This window comes from Filomicrobium insigne, assembly GCF_900104305.1.
Classification (GTDB): Bacteria; Pseudomonadota; Alphaproteobacteria; order Rhizobiales; family Hyphomicrobiaceae; genus Filomicrobium; species Filomicrobium insigne.
On the sequence record NZ_FNJC01000002.1, the window covers coordinates 696,584 to 714,218 of the forward strand.

The following is a 17,635-nucleotide window of genomic DNA, read 5'->3' on the forward strand; positions in this document are numbered from 1 at the left end:
TCAACGAAAAGCATTTCTCCAAACGTAATTCTTGTCGTGCCGAGTTTTTTCCGGCGACCTCAAGTGGGGTGCTTGATACATGAATACTCAGCCTACCGTGGATCCTGGCGACCAGAGCAGGGCGCTTTGGCTGTCCACCATTTCCTTCACTGTCTGCTTTGCGGTTTGGACAATTTTCTCAATCATCGGTGTGGGCATAAAGGAAGAGCTGGGACTTAGCGATACCGAGTTCGGCCTACTGGTAGCAACACCTATTCTAACCGGTTCGTTGAGCCGGATATTCCTCGGCATCTGGACAGACCAATACGGCGGCCGCGTCGTATTCACAACGACGATGGTGCTGGGTGCCATTGCGACCTTCCTTTTATCGTACGCGACGACCTACGAGTTGATGCTTTTGGCCGCCCTCGGGGTGGGACTCGCAGGCGGCTCATTTGCCGTCGGCATCGCCTACGTCTCCCGCTGGTATCCGTCGGAAAAGCAGGGGACGGCACTCGGGATCTTCGGCGCCGGCAACGTCGGCGCAGCCGTGACTAAGTTCCTGGCACCTTTTGTGATGGTCGCCTACGGCTGGACCGTGGTGGCTCAAGTGTGGGCCGCAGGGCTGGTGATCATGGCCGCCGTCTTCTGGTTCGCAACCAAAGATGACCCGGTACTGCGCGCTCGGCGACAGCGTGGGGAGAGCGCACGCAGCACGCTGTTAGAACTAGATCCACTGAAACGGCTGCAGGTGTGGCGGTTCTCGCTCTATTATTTTTTCGTGTTCGGTGCGTTCGTCGCCTTGGCTCTGTGGCTGCCGCGCTATCTAGTCGGTGTTTACGAACTCGACATCCGGACCGCCGGCATTCTGGCCGCCTTCTATTCTGTGCCGGCGAGTATCTTCCGCGCCTACGGTGGCCACCTTTCGGATCGGATCGGCGCCCGTAAGGTGATGTACTGGACGTTTGGCGTGTCGGCGGTGGTGTGTTTCATGCTGTCCTACCCGAACACCGACTACGTCATTCATGGCATTCGCGGCCCGATCACCTTCTCGACGAGTGTAGGCCTAGTGCCATTCGTGATCCTCGTATTCGTACTGGGCTTCTTCATGAGCCTGGGCAAGGCAGCGGTCTATAAGCACATCCCCGTCTACTATCCCAACCACGTCGGCGCAGTCGGCGGCATGGTCGGACTCGTAGGTGGGCTTGGGGGCTTTATCCTACCGATCATGTTCGGTGTCATGCTTGACCTGACGGGCATATGGACCAGCAGCTTTATGCTACTCTTCGCCATCGCCAGCATCTCGCTCGCGTGGATGCACTTCGCGATCCTTGCGATGGAGCGCAGAGCGCGCGCCCCCGAGCCAGAGATTCTGCCGCAGCTGCCGGAGATGACAGAGATCCATCGGCCGGAGCATCGTGGCGCGCTAGCTGGTGTCATCGAGGATTGGCGACCGGAAGACAAAGAGTTCTGGGAGAGCAAAGGTCGGACCATTGCACGCCGCAACCTTTGGATCTCGATCCCGGCCTTGTTGCTCGCGTTTGCGGTGTGGATGGTATGGAGCGTCGTTGTCGCCAAGTTGCCGGCGATCGGCTTCACCTACTCGACAGATCAGCTCTTCTGGCTAGCAGCTCTGCCGGGCCTTTCCGGCGCGACACTGCGCATATTCTACTCGTTCATGGTGCCGATTTTTGGTGGTCGACTTTGGACATCGCTGTCGACGGCCTCACTGCTGATCCCGGCGTTCGGCATCGGCTATGCCGTGCAGGACCCGCAAACACCCTACGTCATCTTCCTCGTACTGGCACTACTCTGCGGTTTCGGCGGTGGCAATTTTGCCTCGTCGATGGCCAACATCAGCTTCTTCTTCCCGAAGGCTGAAAAAGGCAACGCGCTGGCTCTTAATGCCGGCCTCGGCAATGCCGGCGTCAGCGTCATGCAGTTTATTGTGCCGCTCGTGATAACGGCAGGCGTCTTCGGCGCGCTTGGAGGTGAGCCGCAAACACTGTCAGACGGTAAACTGCTCTGGCTGCAAAACGCCGGCTTCATCTGGGTGCCGTTCATTATAGCCTCGGCGATCTTTGCATGGTTCGGCATGAACGACATTGCCGATGCGAAAGCCTCTTTCGCCGAACAGTCGGTAATTTTCCAGCGCAAGCACAATTGGGTGATGTGCTGGCTCTATGTCGGCACCTTCGGCTCGTTCATTGGCTATTCGGCGGGCTTCCCACTCCTCGCAAAGAACCAGTTCCCGGCTGTCGACTCGCTGCAGTACGTCTTCCTTGGCCCGCTGGTCGGTGCTCTCTCCAGGGCAGCCACAGGCTGGGTCTCGGACAAGTATGGCGGCGGCCGAGTGACCTTCTGGGTCTTCATCGTGATGATCGCCGCAGTGGCGGGAGTGCTTTACTTCCTGGGTATCAAAGAAGAGCCGGGCGCGTTCTGGGGCTTCTTCGCAATGTTCCTGATCCTGTTCCTGGCGACAGGCGTCGGCAACGCATCAACCTTCCAAATGATCCCGATCATCATGCGCTCCGAGATCGGGCGCCTGATGCCCGAAAAACCTGCCGAGGAGAGACTGCGTCAAGCGGAGAGGGAAAGCGCAGCCATTATCGGATTCACCTCGGCGATTGCAGCCTATGGGGCCTTCTTCATCCCGAAGGCCTACGGCTCATCGATAGTGATAACCGGCGGCCCGGAGGCGGCACTGTGGGGTTTCATGGCCTTCTATGTGACGTGCGTTCTGGTGACGTGGTGGTTCTACACGCGTCCCGGCGGAATGCTTCATGACATCGAGCGCGGGAAAACGGCCGCTTCCCCACAACCAGCGGAATAATCATTGCGCGGACGTTGGGCAAGACGGCCGAAGCCCGCCATATCGGAGCTACCAGATGAGCCACATTCTCGATCGCCTCACGTTCTTCAACCGCGTCGTCGACGAGTTCTCGGATGGCCACGGCATCACCACCCGTGAGGACCGCACGTGGGAGGACGGCTATCGCAAGCGGTGGGCGCACGACAAGATCGTCCGCTCGACGCATGGGGCGAACTGCACGGGCTCATGTTCGTGGAAGATCTATGTGAAGGGCGGCATAGTTACCTGGGAGACGCAGCAGACAGACTATCCACGCACCCGTCCTGATCTGCCAAACCATGAGCCACGCGGCTGCTCCCGCGGCGCCTCCTACAGCTGGTATCTCTACTCCGGAAATCGCGTCAAATATCCGCTGGTGCGCTCGCGGCTTCTAAAGCTGTGGCGCGAGGAGCGCGCCATTCGCACGCCGGTTGCCGCATGGGCCTCGATCGTCGAAGACCCGACAAAGCGCGCTGCCTATACGAGAAAGCGCGGACTTGGCGGTTTTGTGCGCGCCAACTGGGATGACGTGACCGAGATCATCGCCGCGGCCAATGCGTATACCGTCAAACGCTATGGCCCGGACCGCATCCTTGGCTTCTCGCCGATCCCGGCAATGTCAATGGTGTCCTATGCGGCCGGTTCGCGCTACCTGTCGCTGCTCGGCGGCGTCGCAATGTCATTCTACGATTGGTACTGCGACCTGCCACCGTCCTCCCCACAGACATGGGGCGAGCAGACGGACGTGCCCGAGAGTGCCGATTGGTACAACGCCGGCTTCCTAATTCTGTGGGGTTCGAACGTCCCGCAGACACGCACCCCCGACGCTCACTTCTACACTGAGGTTCGCTACAAGGGGACGAAGAGCGTCGTCATCTGTCCAGACTATTCCGAAGCCTCGAAATTCGCGGACATGTGGCTCAGCGTGAAGCAGGGGACCGATGCGGCGCTTGCCATGGCCATGGGTCACGTCATCCTCAAAGAGTTCCACGTCGACCGCAAGGTCGCGTACTTCGAGGACTACGCCCGCCGCTACACCGATATGCCAATGCTGGTCCGGCTCGTGAAACGTGACGACCATCTTGTGCCGGACCGCTTTGTACGCGCTAGCGATTTCGCTGAAGAGCTGGGCGAGAAGAATAATTCGGAGTGGAAGACGGTCGCATTTGATGAGGCGTCCGGCAATCTGGTTGTACCTAACGGCGCTGTCGGATTCCGATGGGGCGAGAAGGGAAAGTGGAACCTTGAGGAAAGGGCAGCGAGCGCCGAAACCAAGCTGCGCCTCTCACTCGCAGGAATTAGGGATGACATTGCCGCTGTCGCGTTCCCCTACTTCGGCAACATTGAGCACGACCACTTCAACGGCACCGATCACCCGAGCATTCTGCCGCGCAACGTGCCGGTGAAGAAGCTCGCGCTCAAGGACGGCGAGACCTTGGTCGCCTCCGTTTACGACCTCTTCCTCGCCAACTACGGAGTCGACCGCGGTTTCGGCGGCAAGCACGTCGCAAAAAGCTACGACGACAACGAACCCTATACCCCGGCATGGGCCGAGGCGATCACTGGCGTCAGGCGCGACCAGATCATCCAGGTGGCACGCGAGTTCGCGCTGAACGCCGAGAAGACCAACGGCCGGTCTATGGTGATCATAGGTGCTGCGATGAACCATTGGTATCACTCCGACATGAACTATCGCGGCGTCATCAACATGCTGGTCATGTGCGGCTGCGTCGGTCAGTCGGGTGGCGGCTGGTCGCACTACGTCGGGCAGGAGAAGCTGCGCCCGCAGTCAGGCTGGCTGCCACTCGCCTTCGCGCTCGATTGGGCCCGCCCACCGCGTCAGCAGAATTCAACCTCGTGCTTTTATGCCCATACCGATCAGTGGCGATACGAGACGCTTAATGTCGGTGACATTACCTCGCCAACTGCACCGCCTGGCCCATGGGACGGGGCGCTCATTGACTACAACGTCCGCGCCGAGCGCATGGGCTGGCTACCGTCTGCGCCACAGCTGGAAACCAACCCAATCGAGGTCGGCAAAGCGGTGGCGGCATCCGGCAAGGATGCGCCGACTTACGTCGCCGACGCGTTGAAGTCCGGCGCGCTCAAATTGAGCTGTCATGACCCCGACAACCCCAAGAATTGGCCCCGCAATCTTTTCGTCTGGCGCTCGAACCTGCTCGGCTCGTCAGGCAAAGGCCACGAGTACTTCTTGAAGCACCTGCTCGGCACGAGCCATGGCGTGATGGGTAAGGACTTGGGTGAGATGGGTGCGAAAAAGCCCAAAGAGGTGGCTTGGCGCGACGAGGCGCCAGAAGGAAAGCTCGACCTCCTGATCACGCTCGACTTCCGCATGTCGACGACGTGCGTTTACTCCGACATCGTACTACCGACGGCGACTTGGTACGAGAAGAATGATCTCAATACCTCCGACATGCACCCGTTCATTCACCCGCTGACGGGCGCGGTCGATCCGGTGTGGGAAGCAAAGAGCGACTGGGAAATCTACAAGGCGATCGCCAACAAATTCTCTAACGTGGCACCCGAGGTGCTCGGCATTGAGAAGGACGTCGTACTGACCCCAATCATGCACGACACGCCAGCCGAGATTGCACAGGCCACGGACGTGCGCGACTGGCACCGCGGTGAGTGCGAGCCGGTGCCCGGCAAGACCATGCCGACCGTAACGCTTGTCGAGCGCGACTACCCCAACCTCTACAAGCGCTTCACGGCGCTCGGGCCGCTGATGTCCAAAATGGGCAACGGCGGCAAGGGCATGTCGTGGAACACGGAGAACGAGGTGAACTTTTTGAAGCGCCTTAACGGCGAGGTGACGGAAGAGGGCCCGACGAAGGGCCTTGCACGAATTGAGAGCGATATCGATGCCGCCGAGGTAATCCTGTCGCTCGCGCCTGAAACCAACGGCGAAGTAGCGGTCAAGGCTTGGGAAAGCCTATCGAAGGCCACCGGTCGCGATCACACACACCTCGCACTGCCCAAGGAAGATGAAAAGATCCGCTTTCGCGACATCGTCGCCCAGCCGCGCAAGATCATCTCTTCGCCGATCTGGTCGGGGCTCGAGAGCGAGAAGGTTTGCTACAACGCCAGCTACACGAACGTGCATGAGCTGATCCCCTGGCGCACATTGACTGGCCGTCAACAGCTCTACCAAGACCATCTTTGGATGCGAGCATTCGGCGAAGGGTTGTGTGTATACCGCCCCCCAATCGACACGCGAGCCGTCAAACCGGTGCTCGACGCGAAGCCCAACGGCAACAAGACCGTGGTCCTGAACTTCATCACGCCACACCAGAAGTGGGGCATCCACTCGACCTACACCGACAATCTGCTGATGCTGACCTTGAGCCGCGGTGGGCCTATTGTCTGGATCAGCGAAAACGACGCCAAGAAAGCCGGTATCGTCGACAACGACTGGATTGAAGCCTTCAATTCCAATGGCGCCCTCGTGGCACGTGCTGTCGTCTCGCAACGCGTGAAGGACGGCATGTGCCTGATGTACCATGCACAAGAGAAAACCGTGAACGTGCCGGGCTCCGAAATGACCGGCCAGCGTGGCGGCATACACAATTCGGTGACGCGTGCCGTCGTCAAGCCAACGCACATGATCGGCGGCTACGCCCAGCAGAGCTACGGTTTCAATTACTACGGCACGATCGGCACGAACCGCGATGAATTCGTGGTCGTGCGCAAAATGAGCAAGGTGGACTGGCTCGAGCGGCCGAACACCGATGCCCCAGTCGTTACCACTCAATCCCGTGAGGCCGCTGAATGAAAATCCGCGCTCAAATCGCAATGGTGCTGAACCTGGATAAATGCATCGGGTGCCACACCTGCTCTGTTACCTGCAAGAACGTTTGGACGAACCGGGAGGGCATGGAATATGCCTGGTTCAACAACGTCGAGACCAAGCCAGGCATCGGCTATCCCAAGGATTGGGAGAATCAGAAGCGCTGGAACGGCGGCTGGGTGCGCAAGTCGAACGGCAAGCTCCAGCCCAAGATCGGGTCGAAATGGCGGGTACTGGCAAAGATCTTCGCCAACCCCGACTTGCCCGAAATCGATGACTACTACGAGCCATTCACCTTCGACTACGAACACCTCCAGAAGACGCCGGAACTCGAGGCCTCTCCAACGGCAAGACCGCGCTCGCTGATCACCGGCAAGCGGATGGAAAAGATTGAGTGGGGACCGAACTGGGAGGAGATCCTAGGCGGCGAGTTTTCAAAGCGCTCAGCCGACTACAACTTTGAAGGTGTCCAAAAGGAAATTTACGGACAGTTCGAAAACACCTTTATGATGTACCTGCCGCGGCTGTGCGAACACTGCCTTAATCCGGCGTGTGTCGCAGCCTGCCCATCAGGCGCCATTTACAAGCGCGAAGAGGACGGCATCGTCCTCATCGACCAGGACAAGTGCCGCGGATGGCGCATGTGCGTGTCGGGCTGCCCATACAAGAAGATTTACTTCAACTGGTCGAGCGGCAAATCGGAGAAGTGCATCCTTTGCTATCCGCGCATCGAGGCCGGCCAGCCGACGGTGTGCTCGGAGACCTGCGTCGGGCGCATCCGCTATCTAGGCGTCGTGCTCTATGACGCCGACCGCATTGAGGCAGCTGCAAGCGTCCTGGATGAGAAGGCGCTCTACGAAGCGCAGCTTTCCGTCTTCCTCAATCCGCGGGACCCCGAGATCATCTCGCAGGCACGTGCCGATGGTGTGCCTGAAAGCTGGCTCGAAGCCGCGCGCCGCTCGCCGATCTGGAAGATGGCGATGGAGTGGAAGGTCGCCTTCCCCTTGCATCCCGAGTACCGCACGCTGCCGATGGTTTGGTATGTGCCGCCGCTATCGCCGATCCAGTCCGCGGCGGAGGCAGGCAAGATGGGCTCGGACGGCGAGATGCCGGATGTTCGCTCGCTACGCATTCCTCTGCGTTATCTCGCCAACCTCTTGACGGCTGGTAACGAAGAACCTGTGGCACAGGCGCTCGAACGCATGCTCGCCATGCGCTCTTACATGCGCGCGAAGACAATCGATGGCGTCATAGACGACGCAATCGCCAGGCGCGTTGGCCTCAAAGCCAATCAGATCGAGGACATGTATCAGGTGATGGCAATCGCCAACTACGAGGACCGCTTCGTGATCCCGACAACGCACCGCGAGCTAGGGGAGGACACCTACGATTTACGCGGATCGTGCGGCTTTACGTTCGGCGGGGACTGTTCCGATGGACGGACGGCGGACGTCAACATGTTTGGCGGCCGCAACAAGGCGCCCAAGAGAACCACGGAGACCGTGTAATGGCAAAGACCTTCAAAGTTCTCTCGGCACTGCTAAGCTATCCGACCGAGGAAATAGTCGCTGCCGCACCGATCATGGCAGGTGTCCTGAAAGAAGAGCGGCTCTTGCGACCACGAGAGATCAAGGCGCTAATACCCCTCGTCGAAGAACTCAGCGCCAGCGATCTTTACGAGCTTCAGGAGCGCTACGTGCTTCTGTTCGATCGTACGCGCTCACTGTCATTACACCTCTTCGAGCACGTACATGGCGAGAGCCGCGACCGCGGTCAGGCCATGGTTGACCTGAAGGCGGTTTACGAGAGAGCTGGCCTGGAGATCAGCTCCAACGAGTTGTCCGACTACCTACCTTTGTTCCTTGAGTTTCTGGCAACACAACCGCTTACCGAAGCGCTCGATTTAGTCGGCCAACCTGCGCACATCTTTGCCGCGCTTGCCGAACGATTGAGGCGGCGCAAATCGATCTACACGGCGGTTTTCGATGTGCTCGCCAAGCTGGCGAAGGCTGATCCGAGGTCGGCGGAAGTACGTCAACTCGTCGGCGAACCGGAGATCGATCCCAATGATCTGGAGTCGCTGGATGCCGCCTGGCAGGACGAGGAAGTACGATTCGGTCCGTCCGCGGATGCGCAATGCGGCGGCGATCGGTTGATCCCGAAGCTCCGCGCCGGAAGCCGGCCAGCGCCGGGCATGGAGGTTGTCCAGCCGCAGCCTCGCACCATAATCACCCACTCCGGTTCCCGGAGCATCTAAAGGAGCCGCTGCGATGCGCGATATGCTGTTCCACCTTCTGTTCGTCTGGTACCCTTACGTTTGCTTGGGCTTCTTCGTCGTCGGCTCGCTGTTCCGCTTCGAGCGTGATCAGTATTCGTGGCGTGCGTCCTCAAGCCAGCTTCTGCGCCGCCGCCAATTTATTATCGGCTCCAACCTGTTCCACTTCGGGATCCTGTTTCTGTTCGTCGGCCACTTCGTTGGCCTTCTAACACCCACTTGGCTTTACACGAAGCTCATCACCATAGAGCAGAAGCAGATGATTGCCATTACGGCCGGCGGCATCGCCGGTGTGGTCTGCTTCGTCGGACTGACCATGCTGCTCCATCGCCGGCTGTTTGACCCGCGTATCCGTATTACCTCGACGACGATGGATATGGCGATCCTGACCATACTCTGGGTGCAGCTTGCCCTCGGGCTCGTGACACTGCCCTACTCGCTGCAGCATTCGGATGGGGAGACGATGCTCAAACTTTCGCATTGGGCCCAGGGCGTGCTGACCTTAGAGCCAAATGTCGACAATTACCTGAAAGGGCTTGAGTGGCCCTACCTCGCTCACCTCGTGCTCGGCATGACAATCTTCCTGTTGTTCCCGTTCTCACGGCTCGTCCATATCTGGTCGGCGCCAGTCGGGTATCTTGGGCGCAAAGGTTATCAGATTGTCAGAACGAGCCGGCCCCAACGTCAGAGCGCCGTCGCAGGATCGAGCCAGCGGAGTAGATGACCAATGACAACGGTTTATAAGGCCGAAGATCCGGCGTTGCCGTTTCGTGCAGCGCAAAGCGCGAAGGTCAGCGTCAACGGCGTCTCAATCCCCGCCGCCGCCATCTCGCGGGAGGTCCAGCATCATACGGCCGCGACGCCGTTGCAAGCATGGAAGGAGGCCACCCGCAGCCTCGCCCTGCGCGAGTTGATACTGCAGGAGGCAAGACGGCTTGAGATTGAGCCGGAGCCGGAAACGGACGAGGAAGGACGTCGAGAGACCGACGACGAGGCGCTGATCCGTCAGCTCATCGAGAGAGAGGTGAAGACGCCGACGGCCGACACAGAGTCTTGCCGGCGTTACTACGAGTGCAATCGCGCGCGCTTTCGCTCACCCGACATTTTCGAGGCGGCGCACATCCTGATTGCGGCGCACCAGAATGATGTAGAGGCCTTCGTTGCGGCACGCACCCTTGCCGATCAACTAATCGAAATTCTGTCCGTTCGACCCGAACTATTCGGTCAATTTGCCGAGACCTACTCAACCTGCACCTCGGCCAAGACGGGGGGAAACCTCGGTCAAATATCGCGCGGAGACACGACACCTGGATTTGAAGCTGCACTGTTCAAGTTGGTTCCTGGAGAAATGACGCGGGAGCCGGTTGCGACGCCTTACGGCCTGCATATCATCCGGCTCGACCGACGCATTGAGGGGGGTGTGCTTCCCTTCGAGATGGTCGAGAAACGTATCGCGGCTTATCTCAGCGAGCGCAGCCGGCGCCAGGCAACCGCGCAGTACTTGGCGTGCCTTGCCGCGACAGCAGAACTGGAAGGCGTTGATTTTCTAACCCCCACGGACGTCCGGGTGTATTAGGGAACAGGCGACATGCTCCTCGGGGATCTCATAAAGCAGCTCGACGATGAGGCTGCAGCCACGGAAGCGCTGCTGTCGATTGGCGACATCGCATTTATAGTGCGCATTCAAGAGCTAGCGGCGGCAGAAGAGACGGCGCTTGGCGCTTATTTGAGGCGAAAGATCAGCCACTTCTCTGCGACCGCGGATGCTGACACATGGATGGCCGTAATGATGACGTCGAGCCGCTCGAAAAACCCCGGGGGAAACTGTCTGCGCGCGATTCTCGAAACCACTTGTATGCCCGGCGGTGGTTGCGCCGATACCAGCGAGGGACAGGCCTAGTTGGGACCGACATTTGACAGGGATCAAGGTCGGCAAACACTAGGCCTGTTTAACTTAAAGCCGAAACTAGAAAGCCGCTCATTTGCGGTGCGGAAACGACTGCGAATTCGTTTTCCGGATAGAGCGATGCACCTGTTTGCTATTCTGACTGCCGCAAGGATGCATCGCGCAGAGTGGTGCTAATGAAGGTCCTCATCGCATATGGATCTGTAGAAGGTCAGACCCGCAAGATCGCGGAAAGAATAGCCGAACGCATTCGCAATCGCGGCGAAGAGAGCACTCTCTACGACACTGAGTGCCGTCCGCGTCATCTGGCCGTCGACGTGTTTGATGCTGTTATCGTGGCGTCTTCCGTACATCAAGCGCTGCACCAAATTTCTGTGCGAGATTTCGTCGCCGCGCATCGTGCCCTGCTCGAAGATATTCCGTCGGCGTTTGTGTCCGTGAGTCTCTCCTCGGCCTTCCGCAACGGAGGAACTGACGCGCAGAACTACGTCGATTATTTCTTTGAAAACACCGGCTGGCATCCGACGTACTACATCAAGGTCGCCGGTGCGTTGCGCTACTCAGAGTATGACTTCTTCAAGGAACAGATTCTAAGGCATGCCGTTTTCAAGGACAGGCTGGAAATCGTCGATGGTCACGATCATGAATTTACTGACTGGTCCGAAGTAAACGAGTTCATCGATCGTTTTTTGCAACACACCAAGGCCCGATCGAGAACGAGCCCTGTTCCGACTGCAAGCAAGAACTAGCAGCGGGCCGACCATATCAAATCGTTAGCGGCAGACTTGGCTGAGGACTGCGGGTACCGTCGATGTCAACCTCGCTGACGTGCGCTTCTGAAAGAATCCGCTGGTTCCCGCGACAATCGACTCGACCGCGTCCACCGTACAAGTCGTGCCCATTAGGTAGGTGATGGCGGCCGGCCGCGAGGGGAGGGCCGGCCGCATTGCGCACCCTATCGTATTGCAGCCGGGGGGAAGCTGCAGGGTGGCAATCTACTCGCTGGGGGAAGCGAGGTTCGAAGACCTGAACCCGAACATTGGGTTTCACTGAGCCGGCCAGTCACCTTCAGACACCGCCCGGCGCAAGGCGTCCGAGTTAATAGGAACAGGGTGGGAAACGCAGGATTGGCGAGTGGCGTGGCAAACGCTGGGTTTCTCGAAACATAGCAATGGCCTTCACTTGGTACGACAGTGTCAGGGCTGGGTCAGAGATCAGTAACGCGCTGCGGATCGGCAGACGCGAGGGCCGCAGCGCGCACGGGTTTCGGCGGATAGATCCAAACCGTATTGATCTCCTGCTTAATCTTCTTCGCGTCAGCGCCAACGTGCTCGACGTTGCGATCCCAGCCGCGCGTGAACAGCGCGCCTGCCTCTCCAAGGTCGAGGCAGGTAACATAGGCCTTCTGGTGATAGGGAGTCGGCGCTTCGCCGAGCAACTCGGCCGCGGCGTTGTTGCCGGCGAAGGCGCCCATACGCGTGGCGTGTTGACACGACATTAGCGCGTGGTTGCCGTCGTCGTCGCAAACAGCTTTTGCAGCATCTCCCGTCGCGAAGACGCCGGGAACGCCGACGACGCGCAGCTCGCGGTCAACGACGAGGCGACCAAAGTTGTCGCGCTCGCCTGGCACTTGGGCGGTGAGAGGAGCTGCGCGGATTCCTGCTGCCCAAATGACGGTCGCGGCTTCGATGCGTTCACCATTGGAAAGCGTGACACTCGTCTCGTCGATCGCCGCAACGCCTGCTCCGAGCCTGGTTTCGACGCCGAGTTTGCGAAGCGCATCCTCGATTAGCGGACGCGGACCGGCGCCCATGTCGGGGGCGATTGCTGGGTTGCGCTCGACAATAATCACGCGCGTGTTGACATCCTTGCCAAAGATTTCACGCAGCCGGCTGGGCATCTCCGTCGCCGCCTCGATACCCGTGAAACCGCCGCCTGCGACGACCACCGTATTGCGAGCTTCCGATGCCGGCCGGCTCGAAAGACTCTTGAGGTGGCGGTCTAGTGAAATGGCATCTTCCAAACTGTCAACGCTGAATGCGTCCTCGGCGAGGCCCGGTACGTTCGGCCGAAACAGCCGGCTGCCGGTCGCGACGACTAGGCGGTCATAGCTGATGGACTTGCGTCCCTCGTGGGACGTGGCCACCACGACTGAGCGGCACGTTGTGTCGATGCTTTCGGCTGTTCCCCGCAGAAACGTGACGTCTGTCGCCTTCAAGACGTCGAGCAGCGGAGCTGTCAATGTCTCCGGCTTAGGCTCATAGAGGCGCGGCCGGACCACGAGGGTGGGCTCAGGCGCAACCAGCATGATCTCAAGCTCCTCGGGAGCCAAGCCTCTAATGTCGCGAAGACGAGCTGCAGAAAGAGCTGCATACATGCCGGCAAATCCGGCACCGATGATGACTAATCTCAAGGGACTTCTCCGTTCAATTGGGCCGCACGCCTCTCTTCTCCGTTTTGCAACGGAGTTGGCCATCGTGCAGAGTTTTGCGCTCGTCAGTCGGTGATGAACTTCAGCAGGTCGGCGTTAACGGCATCGGAGTGCGTCGTGCACATGCCGTGAGGCAGCTTCTCGTAGATCTTGAGCACACCATTCTTCAGAAGCTTGGCCGACAGGGGCGCGGAGTTGGCGATCGGAACGATCTGATCATCGTTCCCGTGCATCACGAGCGTGGGCACGGCAATGGCCTTTAGATCGTCAGTAAAGTCTGTTTCGGAGAATGCCTTGATGCCGTCGTACTGGGCCTTGGCACTCCCCATCATGGCCTGCCGCCACCAGTTCCAGATGACACCCTGCGATGGCTTCGCGTCGGGGCGGTTGTAGCCGTAGAAGGGTCCGCTCGCGAACTCGAGATAGAACTGCGATCTATTGGCTGCGAGTTCCTTGCGTAGACCGTCGAACACATCGATCGGCAGTCCGGCGGGGCTGGCAGGAGTTTTGACCATGATCGGCGGCACGGCGCCGATCAGCACCAGCTTCGCCACGCGGCCGTTGCCGTGGCGCGCGACATAGCGCGCGGCTTCGCCGCCGCCGGTCGAGTGTCCGATATGAACCGCATTGCGCAGGTCGAGATGCTCGACAACGGCCGCGGCGTCGGCAGCGTAGTGGTCCATGTCGTGGCCGTTGCCGACCTGGCTCGAGCGGCCGTGCCCGCGACGATCGTGAGCAACGACTCGATAGCCATTGCCGACGAAGAAGAGCATCTGCGCATCCCAGTCGTCTGAGCTCAGCGGCCAGCCGTGATGAAAGACGATCGGTTGTGCATTTTCCGGTCCCCAATCTTTGTAAAAGATTTGGACGCCATCCTTGCTGGTGATCGTGTTCATCGAGCGAAATCCTTCGGTTTGGGAAGAGGGTTGGAAAGTTGCAGCGACGCCTTTTGTGGCCAATAGGCTGACCGTTGTGGTAGCCACGCTGGCCGCGAGGATCTCGCGCCGCGTCGCCATGGATGAAGAAAGATGTCCGTCCATCAGGTTTCTCCTTAGTGGCGGGCAAATGTGATCAATGGACCAATCTCCCGCGGCGCTGCCGGAGCAGGCCGGGCAGAACGGGCACACATGGTCGACCCGCTTCAGCCGAAGCCGATCGACCACTTGGTCGAGTGGATGCGGTCATCCCGCGGTCAGTAGTCCCAGAAGACCGGTACCCAACGAAAGGCGTCGCCGTCGATCGCCACCCTGCCGACGGATGGGAACGGGAGGTGAGTAGCCACCAGCATCTCGCCGGTCTCGGCCAGCCCCCGCAGAAGGCGGACCCGAACGCGCTCCGCCTCCTCGGGGTCGTGTTCAAAACCGTTGTGCCAATCGGGGTGGTCGAATCCGACCGCGAACACGGCATCACCCGCGAACGTCAGCGCTTCGCCGCCGGACGCCACACGAACCACGCTATGCCCAGGCGTGTGGCCACCGGTTCGATAGACCACCACACCTGGCGCCACCTCGTACGTCTCCTCAAAGGGCCGCAGATGGGTGTGGTACGCATTCACGAACCGCTTGGCAGTGGCGCGAAGCGCGTCCGGGAATCCCGCCGGCATGGAGGCGCGAGTAAAATCGGGCGCCTGCCAGAACTTGATTTCGGCAGCCGCAACGTGGATCCGCAAGTCCGGACTCAGCCGGTCCTTTACCCCATCGATGAGCAGCCCACCGATGTGATCCATGTGCATGTGGGTCAGAATCACGTCGGTCACGGAGCCTAGATCGATGCCGGCAGCCTCCAGTCGCTTGATCAACTGCCCGGCGCGCGGCAGGTTCAAATCCGGGTCCAACCCGAGCCCCGCGTCAATGAGAATGGTCTGCGCACCGCTGCGCACCACGACCACGTTCAGCGACCAGTCGAATGCATCCGGCGGCAGGAACATGTCGGCCATCCAAGCTGCCCGCGCGGACGGGTCGGCGTTGTGTCCCAACATTTTTGTTGGGAGCGGTAGCACGCCATCGCTGATCACCAGTACTTCGATTTCGCCCACCTGCACTGCGTAGCGCGACGGAACCAGTTCGCTCGGCGCCGATCCGCCGGAGCGTGTGGCGGTGTCTCTTGGGTTCGTGACGACTTTCAACATTGCAGCTCTCCTTCGGCTATCTCGCTGAACCAGTTCGTTTCGCCCCGCGTGTGTGGGCATGCCGATGGTTTAGCGAAACGCCTCAGATGCTGCGCCAGAGCGATTGCGGCGATTGAAGAGCAATTGCTGTCAACTCGCCTGGCGCCGAAATTCTCTGGGAGATAGCCCGGTGAGCTTCTTGAATGCCGCTGCGAAAGCCGTCTGGGACGCATACCCGAGCGCCACGGCGACCGCGATGACCGACATGGATGGATCACGCAACATTGCCTTTGCCTGCTCCAGCCGATACTGCCGGAGCCAGACATGCGGCGGCATCCCGGTACTTTCCTTGAATGCACGGCAGAAATGAAAGCGCGACAACCCGGCGTCTGCGGCCAAAGCGGCCAACGAGACATCTGCGTCGCTCTCCGAGCGAAGACGCTCTAATGCGCGGCGCAGAATTCTCGGAGGCAGTCCGCCTGTTACCAGCTGAGGTGCAACCGGAATCCCGGCATGCGCTGCTAACAACCGGGTTGCCAGTAGATCTGTCAGTTGCTGGCGGAACATCGTGTCCAGCGTGGTGTTACCATCAAGCGCTTCTGCCGCCGTGGTGAGCAGACGCGACGTAATCGGGTCGAGATGGCCAGTCCGCTCCATAAGCTCGGCCGGAGATACATTGTCGGCTTCAGCAGAGACACGCTCGATCGTTTCTTGAGGAAGATAGAGTTGCACGACATTGACGGCACCTGCGATGTCCCATCGCGCACTTGTGCCTGAAGGGATGATCGTAACGACACCCGGGCGTGCCACACCGGTCGCGATGCTTCGACCTGTCCGTCGCTCCAAGGGTTGCATGGTGTCGATGTACGTCATGATCACATGATCGGCCATCGGTTGAACAACGTCGTGCAAGGCACCATGCTTCCAATGGGCAATTCCACCGCTGGACGGGTCAGACCCAGAAACAAGGTTAAGTGGCTTAGTCTTCAAAACGCGAGCCATTTCGGCATCGGCGGGTCGGCGCCGCTGGTCCTCCTCGCCGTCGATCATGGTACACCTCCCCATGTGGTGGCTTCAAACTGCGGCGGGATTGTCAGGTCACGCTTAGCCCGCCATCGACGGCGAAGACCTGACCTGTCACCCACTCCGCGTGCAGCCCGGCAAGGAAAACGATCCAACGCGCCACATCGTCAGGCACACCGCGACGCTTGAGGGGAATGTGCTCGCGCTCCTGCGCTTCTATGGCTGCGGCAGCTTCAGGAGACAGCCCCATCATGCCGGTCAGGGCGTTCGATTCGGTCGGCCCAGCCGCAATAGCATTGACGCGGATACCCTGAGGCGCAAGTTCGAGAGCCCAGCATCGCGTGAGATGCTCCAAGGCTGCCTTGCTAGCCGCGTAATGAGAAAGGTCGGCAGCCGCTTTGTGTCCGAACGTGCTTGAGATGTTAATAATCGCGCCATTGCTTTGCGCGAGATAGGGGAGCGCGGCGGCGGCCAGAAGACTGGGCCCGACCACATTGACCGAGAAGATGCTCGCGATCTGATCCGCTGTGGCCTCAGCCAAGGGAAGAATGGCTCCAGCACCCGCATTATTTACCAGCACATCAAGGCGGCCCCACAAGTTTGTCGCGCGCGCGGCGGTGCGGGTGGCGTCTTCCGGCCGGGCCACGTCGGCAACAAAGCCTGTGATGTTGCTGTGAGCCGCTGCGACCTCCGCGACAGGCCCATTACGACGCCCCGTGATCAATACGTTTGCGCCTTGTGCTGCAAATCCGAGAGCAGCTGCCCGACCGATGCCGGAGCTTCCACCGGTTACGATCACAACCTTTCCCGCGAGTGTACCCATCACGCCACCGTGCCGAGGGTCGCGAACGTTTCGTTGCGGGCTTCAGCCATCGCCCACACTGTGAGGCAGAGTCCAATGACTGCCGGCAGCGTCACCGCCAGAAAGTCACGCGCAAGAGCCGATGGACCACAGATGCCGACAGCCACTTCCCAAAAGTGAAAGAGCGCGTGCCCTGCGAGCCAGAGCGACGGAGCAGCCCAGAAAACAACCCTAAGACGCGACCGAGCGGCACCGAGCAGGAACGAGCCACCCACGAGGAGAAAGATCAGTCCAATGTCGCGGACGAAGTGTTGATTGAAGGGGCCGGTCGTGGTCACTCCAGGCACCTCAAGGTACCAGCGCTCGGGATAGATCAGCATAAACGTGCCGTTAGCGATGGTGGCTATCCCAAGTACGACAGATGCTGAGATACAGGTTGTCTTAAGCATAGTT

14 protein-coding genes are annotated in these 17,635 nt (G+C 59.7%); 8 read left to right on the forward strand and 6 right to left on the reverse strand.

All coding sequences use genetic code 11. From position 1 onward, the window contains the following. Positions 1 to 79 precede the first annotated feature (79 nt). The 8 genes from BLS30_RS09150 to BLS30_RS09185 all read left to right on the forward strand — a co-directional run bounded on the left by BLS30_RS09150 (position 80) and on the right by BLS30_RS09185 (position 11,568). Positions 80 to 2,812: a nitrate/nitrite transporter gene (locus tag BLS30_RS09150; RefSeq protein WP_090228214.1), complete on the forward strand. Its 2,733-nt coding sequence runs from the start codon at positions 80 to 82 to the stop codon at positions 2,810 to 2,812. 55 nt (positions 2,813 to 2,867) lie between these two features. Continuing rightward, on the forward strand, positions 2,868 to 6,623 hold the full coding sequence (locus BLS30_RS09155; protein WP_090228217.1) for a nitrate reductase subunit alpha: 3,756 nt from the start codon (positions 2,868 to 2,870) through the stop codon (positions 6,621 to 6,623). Continuing rightward, complete coding sequence (gene narH / locus BLS30_RS09160; protein WP_090228219.1) at positions 6,620 to 8,146, forward strand: nitrate reductase subunit beta; 1,527 nt, start codon at positions 6,620 to 6,622, stop codon at positions 8,144 to 8,146. Before BLS30_RS09155 ends, narH begins: the two co-directional genes overlap by 4 nt. Next, a complete protein-coding gene (gene narJ / locus BLS30_RS09165; RefSeq protein ID WP_090228222.1) occupies positions 8,146 to 8,895 on the forward strand; it encodes a nitrate reductase molybdenum cofactor assembly chaperone in 750 nt (249 codons plus the stop codon). The genes narH and narJ overlap by 1 nt, the downstream gene beginning before the upstream one ends. A 13-nt stretch (positions 8,896 to 8,908) precedes the next feature. Next, positions 8,909 to 9,637, forward strand: a complete 729-nt coding sequence (narI, locus tag BLS30_RS09170; RefSeq protein WP_046479430.1) for a respiratory nitrate reductase subunit gamma — start codon at positions 8,909 to 8,911, stop codon at positions 9,635 to 9,637. A 3-nt stretch (positions 9,638 to 9,640) separates the two neighbouring features. After that, complete coding sequence (locus BLS30_RS09175; RefSeq protein WP_090228224.1) at positions 9,641 to 10,489, forward strand: peptidylprolyl isomerase; 849 nt, start codon at positions 9,641 to 9,643, stop codon at positions 10,487 to 10,489. 12 nt (positions 10,490 to 10,501) lie between these two features. Beyond that, the gene (locus BLS30_RS09180; RefSeq protein WP_046479429.1) at positions 10,502 to 10,813 is read left to right on the forward strand and encodes a hypothetical protein; all 312 of its coding nucleotides are present in this window, start codon (positions 10,502 to 10,504) and stop codon (positions 10,811 to 10,813) included. A gap of 182 nt (positions 10,814 to 10,995) precedes the next feature. Then, positions 10,996 to 11,568: a flavodoxin domain-containing protein gene (locus BLS30_RS09185; protein ID WP_046479428.1), complete on the forward strand. Its 573-nt coding sequence runs from the start codon at positions 10,996 to 10,998 to the stop codon at positions 11,566 to 11,568. 458 nt (positions 11,569 to 12,026) lie between these two features. Here the strand turns inward: BLS30_RS09185 and BLS30_RS09190 are convergent, their stop codons facing one another. The 6 genes from BLS30_RS09190 to BLS30_RS09215 all read right to left on the reverse strand — a co-directional run bounded on the left by BLS30_RS09190 (position 12,027) and on the right by BLS30_RS09215 (position 17,631). Then, on the reverse strand, positions 12,027 to 13,232 hold the full coding sequence (locus BLS30_RS09190; RefSeq protein WP_046479427.1) for an NAD(P)/FAD-dependent oxidoreductase: 1,206 nt from the start codon (positions 13,230 to 13,232) through the stop codon (positions 12,027 to 12,029). 83 nt (positions 13,233 to 13,315) lie between these two features. Continuing rightward, on the reverse strand, positions 13,316 to 14,146 hold the full coding sequence (locus BLS30_RS09195; protein WP_046480757.1) for an alpha/beta fold hydrolase: 831 nt from the start codon (positions 14,144 to 14,146) through the stop codon (positions 13,316 to 13,318). A gap of 296 nt (positions 14,147 to 14,442) precedes the next feature. Continuing rightward, positions 14,443 to 15,378 (reverse strand): MBL fold metallo-hydrolase, encoded by a 936-nt coding sequence (locus tag BLS30_RS09200; RefSeq protein WP_090228226.1) that lies wholly within the window; start codon positions 15,376 to 15,378, stop codon positions 14,443 to 14,445. Positions 15,379 to 15,507: 129 nt separating this feature from the next. Continuing rightward, positions 15,508 to 16,407, reverse strand: a complete 900-nt coding sequence (locus BLS30_RS09205; RefSeq protein ID WP_244512402.1) for an AraC family transcriptional regulator — start codon at positions 16,405 to 16,407, stop codon at positions 15,508 to 15,510. 43 nt (positions 16,408 to 16,450) lie between these two features. Beyond that, positions 16,451 to 17,203, reverse strand: a complete 753-nt coding sequence (locus BLS30_RS09210) for an SDR family NAD(P)-dependent oxidoreductase (RefSeq protein ID WP_046479424.1) — start codon at positions 17,201 to 17,203, stop codon at positions 16,451 to 16,453. Beyond that, complete coding sequence (locus BLS30_RS09215) at positions 17,203 to 17,631, reverse strand: hypothetical protein (RefSeq protein ID WP_046479423.1); 429 nt, start codon at positions 17,629 to 17,631, stop codon at positions 17,203 to 17,205. The genes BLS30_RS09210 and BLS30_RS09215 overlap by 1 nt, the downstream gene beginning before the upstream one ends. Between the last annotated feature and the right edge of the window lie 4 nt (positions 17,632 to 17,635).

Excerpts from the sequence above, each read along its gene's own strand:
- BLS30_RS09150 (WP_090228214.1), top strand. The coding sequence starts at position 80 with ATGAATACTCAGCCTACCGTGGATCCTGGCGACCAGAGCAGGGCGCTT.
- BLS30_RS09155 (WP_090228217.1), top strand. The coding sequence starts at position 2,868 with ATGAGCCACATTCTCGATCGCCTCACGTTCTTCAACCGCGTCGTCGAC.
- narH (WP_090228219.1), top strand. The coding sequence starts at position 6,620 with ATGAAAATCCGCGCTCAAATCGCAATGGTGCTGAACCTGGATAAATGC.
- narJ (WP_090228222.1), top strand. The coding sequence starts at position 8,146 with ATGGCAAAGACCTTCAAAGTTCTCTCGGCACTGCTAAGCTATCCGACC.
- narI (WP_046479430.1), top strand. The coding sequence starts at position 8,909 with ATGCGCGATATGCTGTTCCACCTTCTGTTCGTCTGGTACCCTTACGTT.
- BLS30_RS09175 (WP_090228224.1), top strand. The coding sequence starts at position 9,641 with ATGACAACGGTTTATAAGGCCGAAGATCCGGCGTTGCCGTTTCGTGCA.
- BLS30_RS09180 (WP_046479429.1), top strand. The coding sequence starts at position 10,502 with ATGCTCCTCGGGGATCTCATAAAGCAGCTCGACGATGAGGCTGCAGCC.
- BLS30_RS09185 (WP_046479428.1), top strand. The coding sequence starts at position 10,996 with ATGAAGGTCCTCATCGCATATGGATCTGTAGAAGGTCAGACCCGCAAG.
- BLS30_RS09195 (WP_046480757.1), bottom strand. The coding sequence starts at position 14,146 with ATGAACACGATCACCAGCAAGGATGGCGTCCAAATCTTTTACAAAGAT.
- BLS30_RS09200 (WP_090228226.1), bottom strand. The coding sequence starts at position 15,378 with ATGTTGAAAGTCGTCACGAACCCAAGAGACACCGCCACACGCTCCGGC.
- BLS30_RS09205 (WP_244512402.1), bottom strand. The coding sequence starts at position 16,407 with ATGATCGACGGCGAGGAGGACCAGCGGCGCCGACCCGCCGATGCCGAA.
- BLS30_RS09210 (WP_046479424.1), bottom strand. The coding sequence starts at position 17,203 with ATGGGTACACTCGCGGGAAAGGTTGTGATCGTAACCGGTGGAAGCTCC.
- BLS30_RS09215 (WP_046479423.1), bottom strand. The coding sequence starts at position 17,631 with ATGCTTAAGACAACCTGTATCTCAGCATCTGTCGTACTTGGGATAGCC.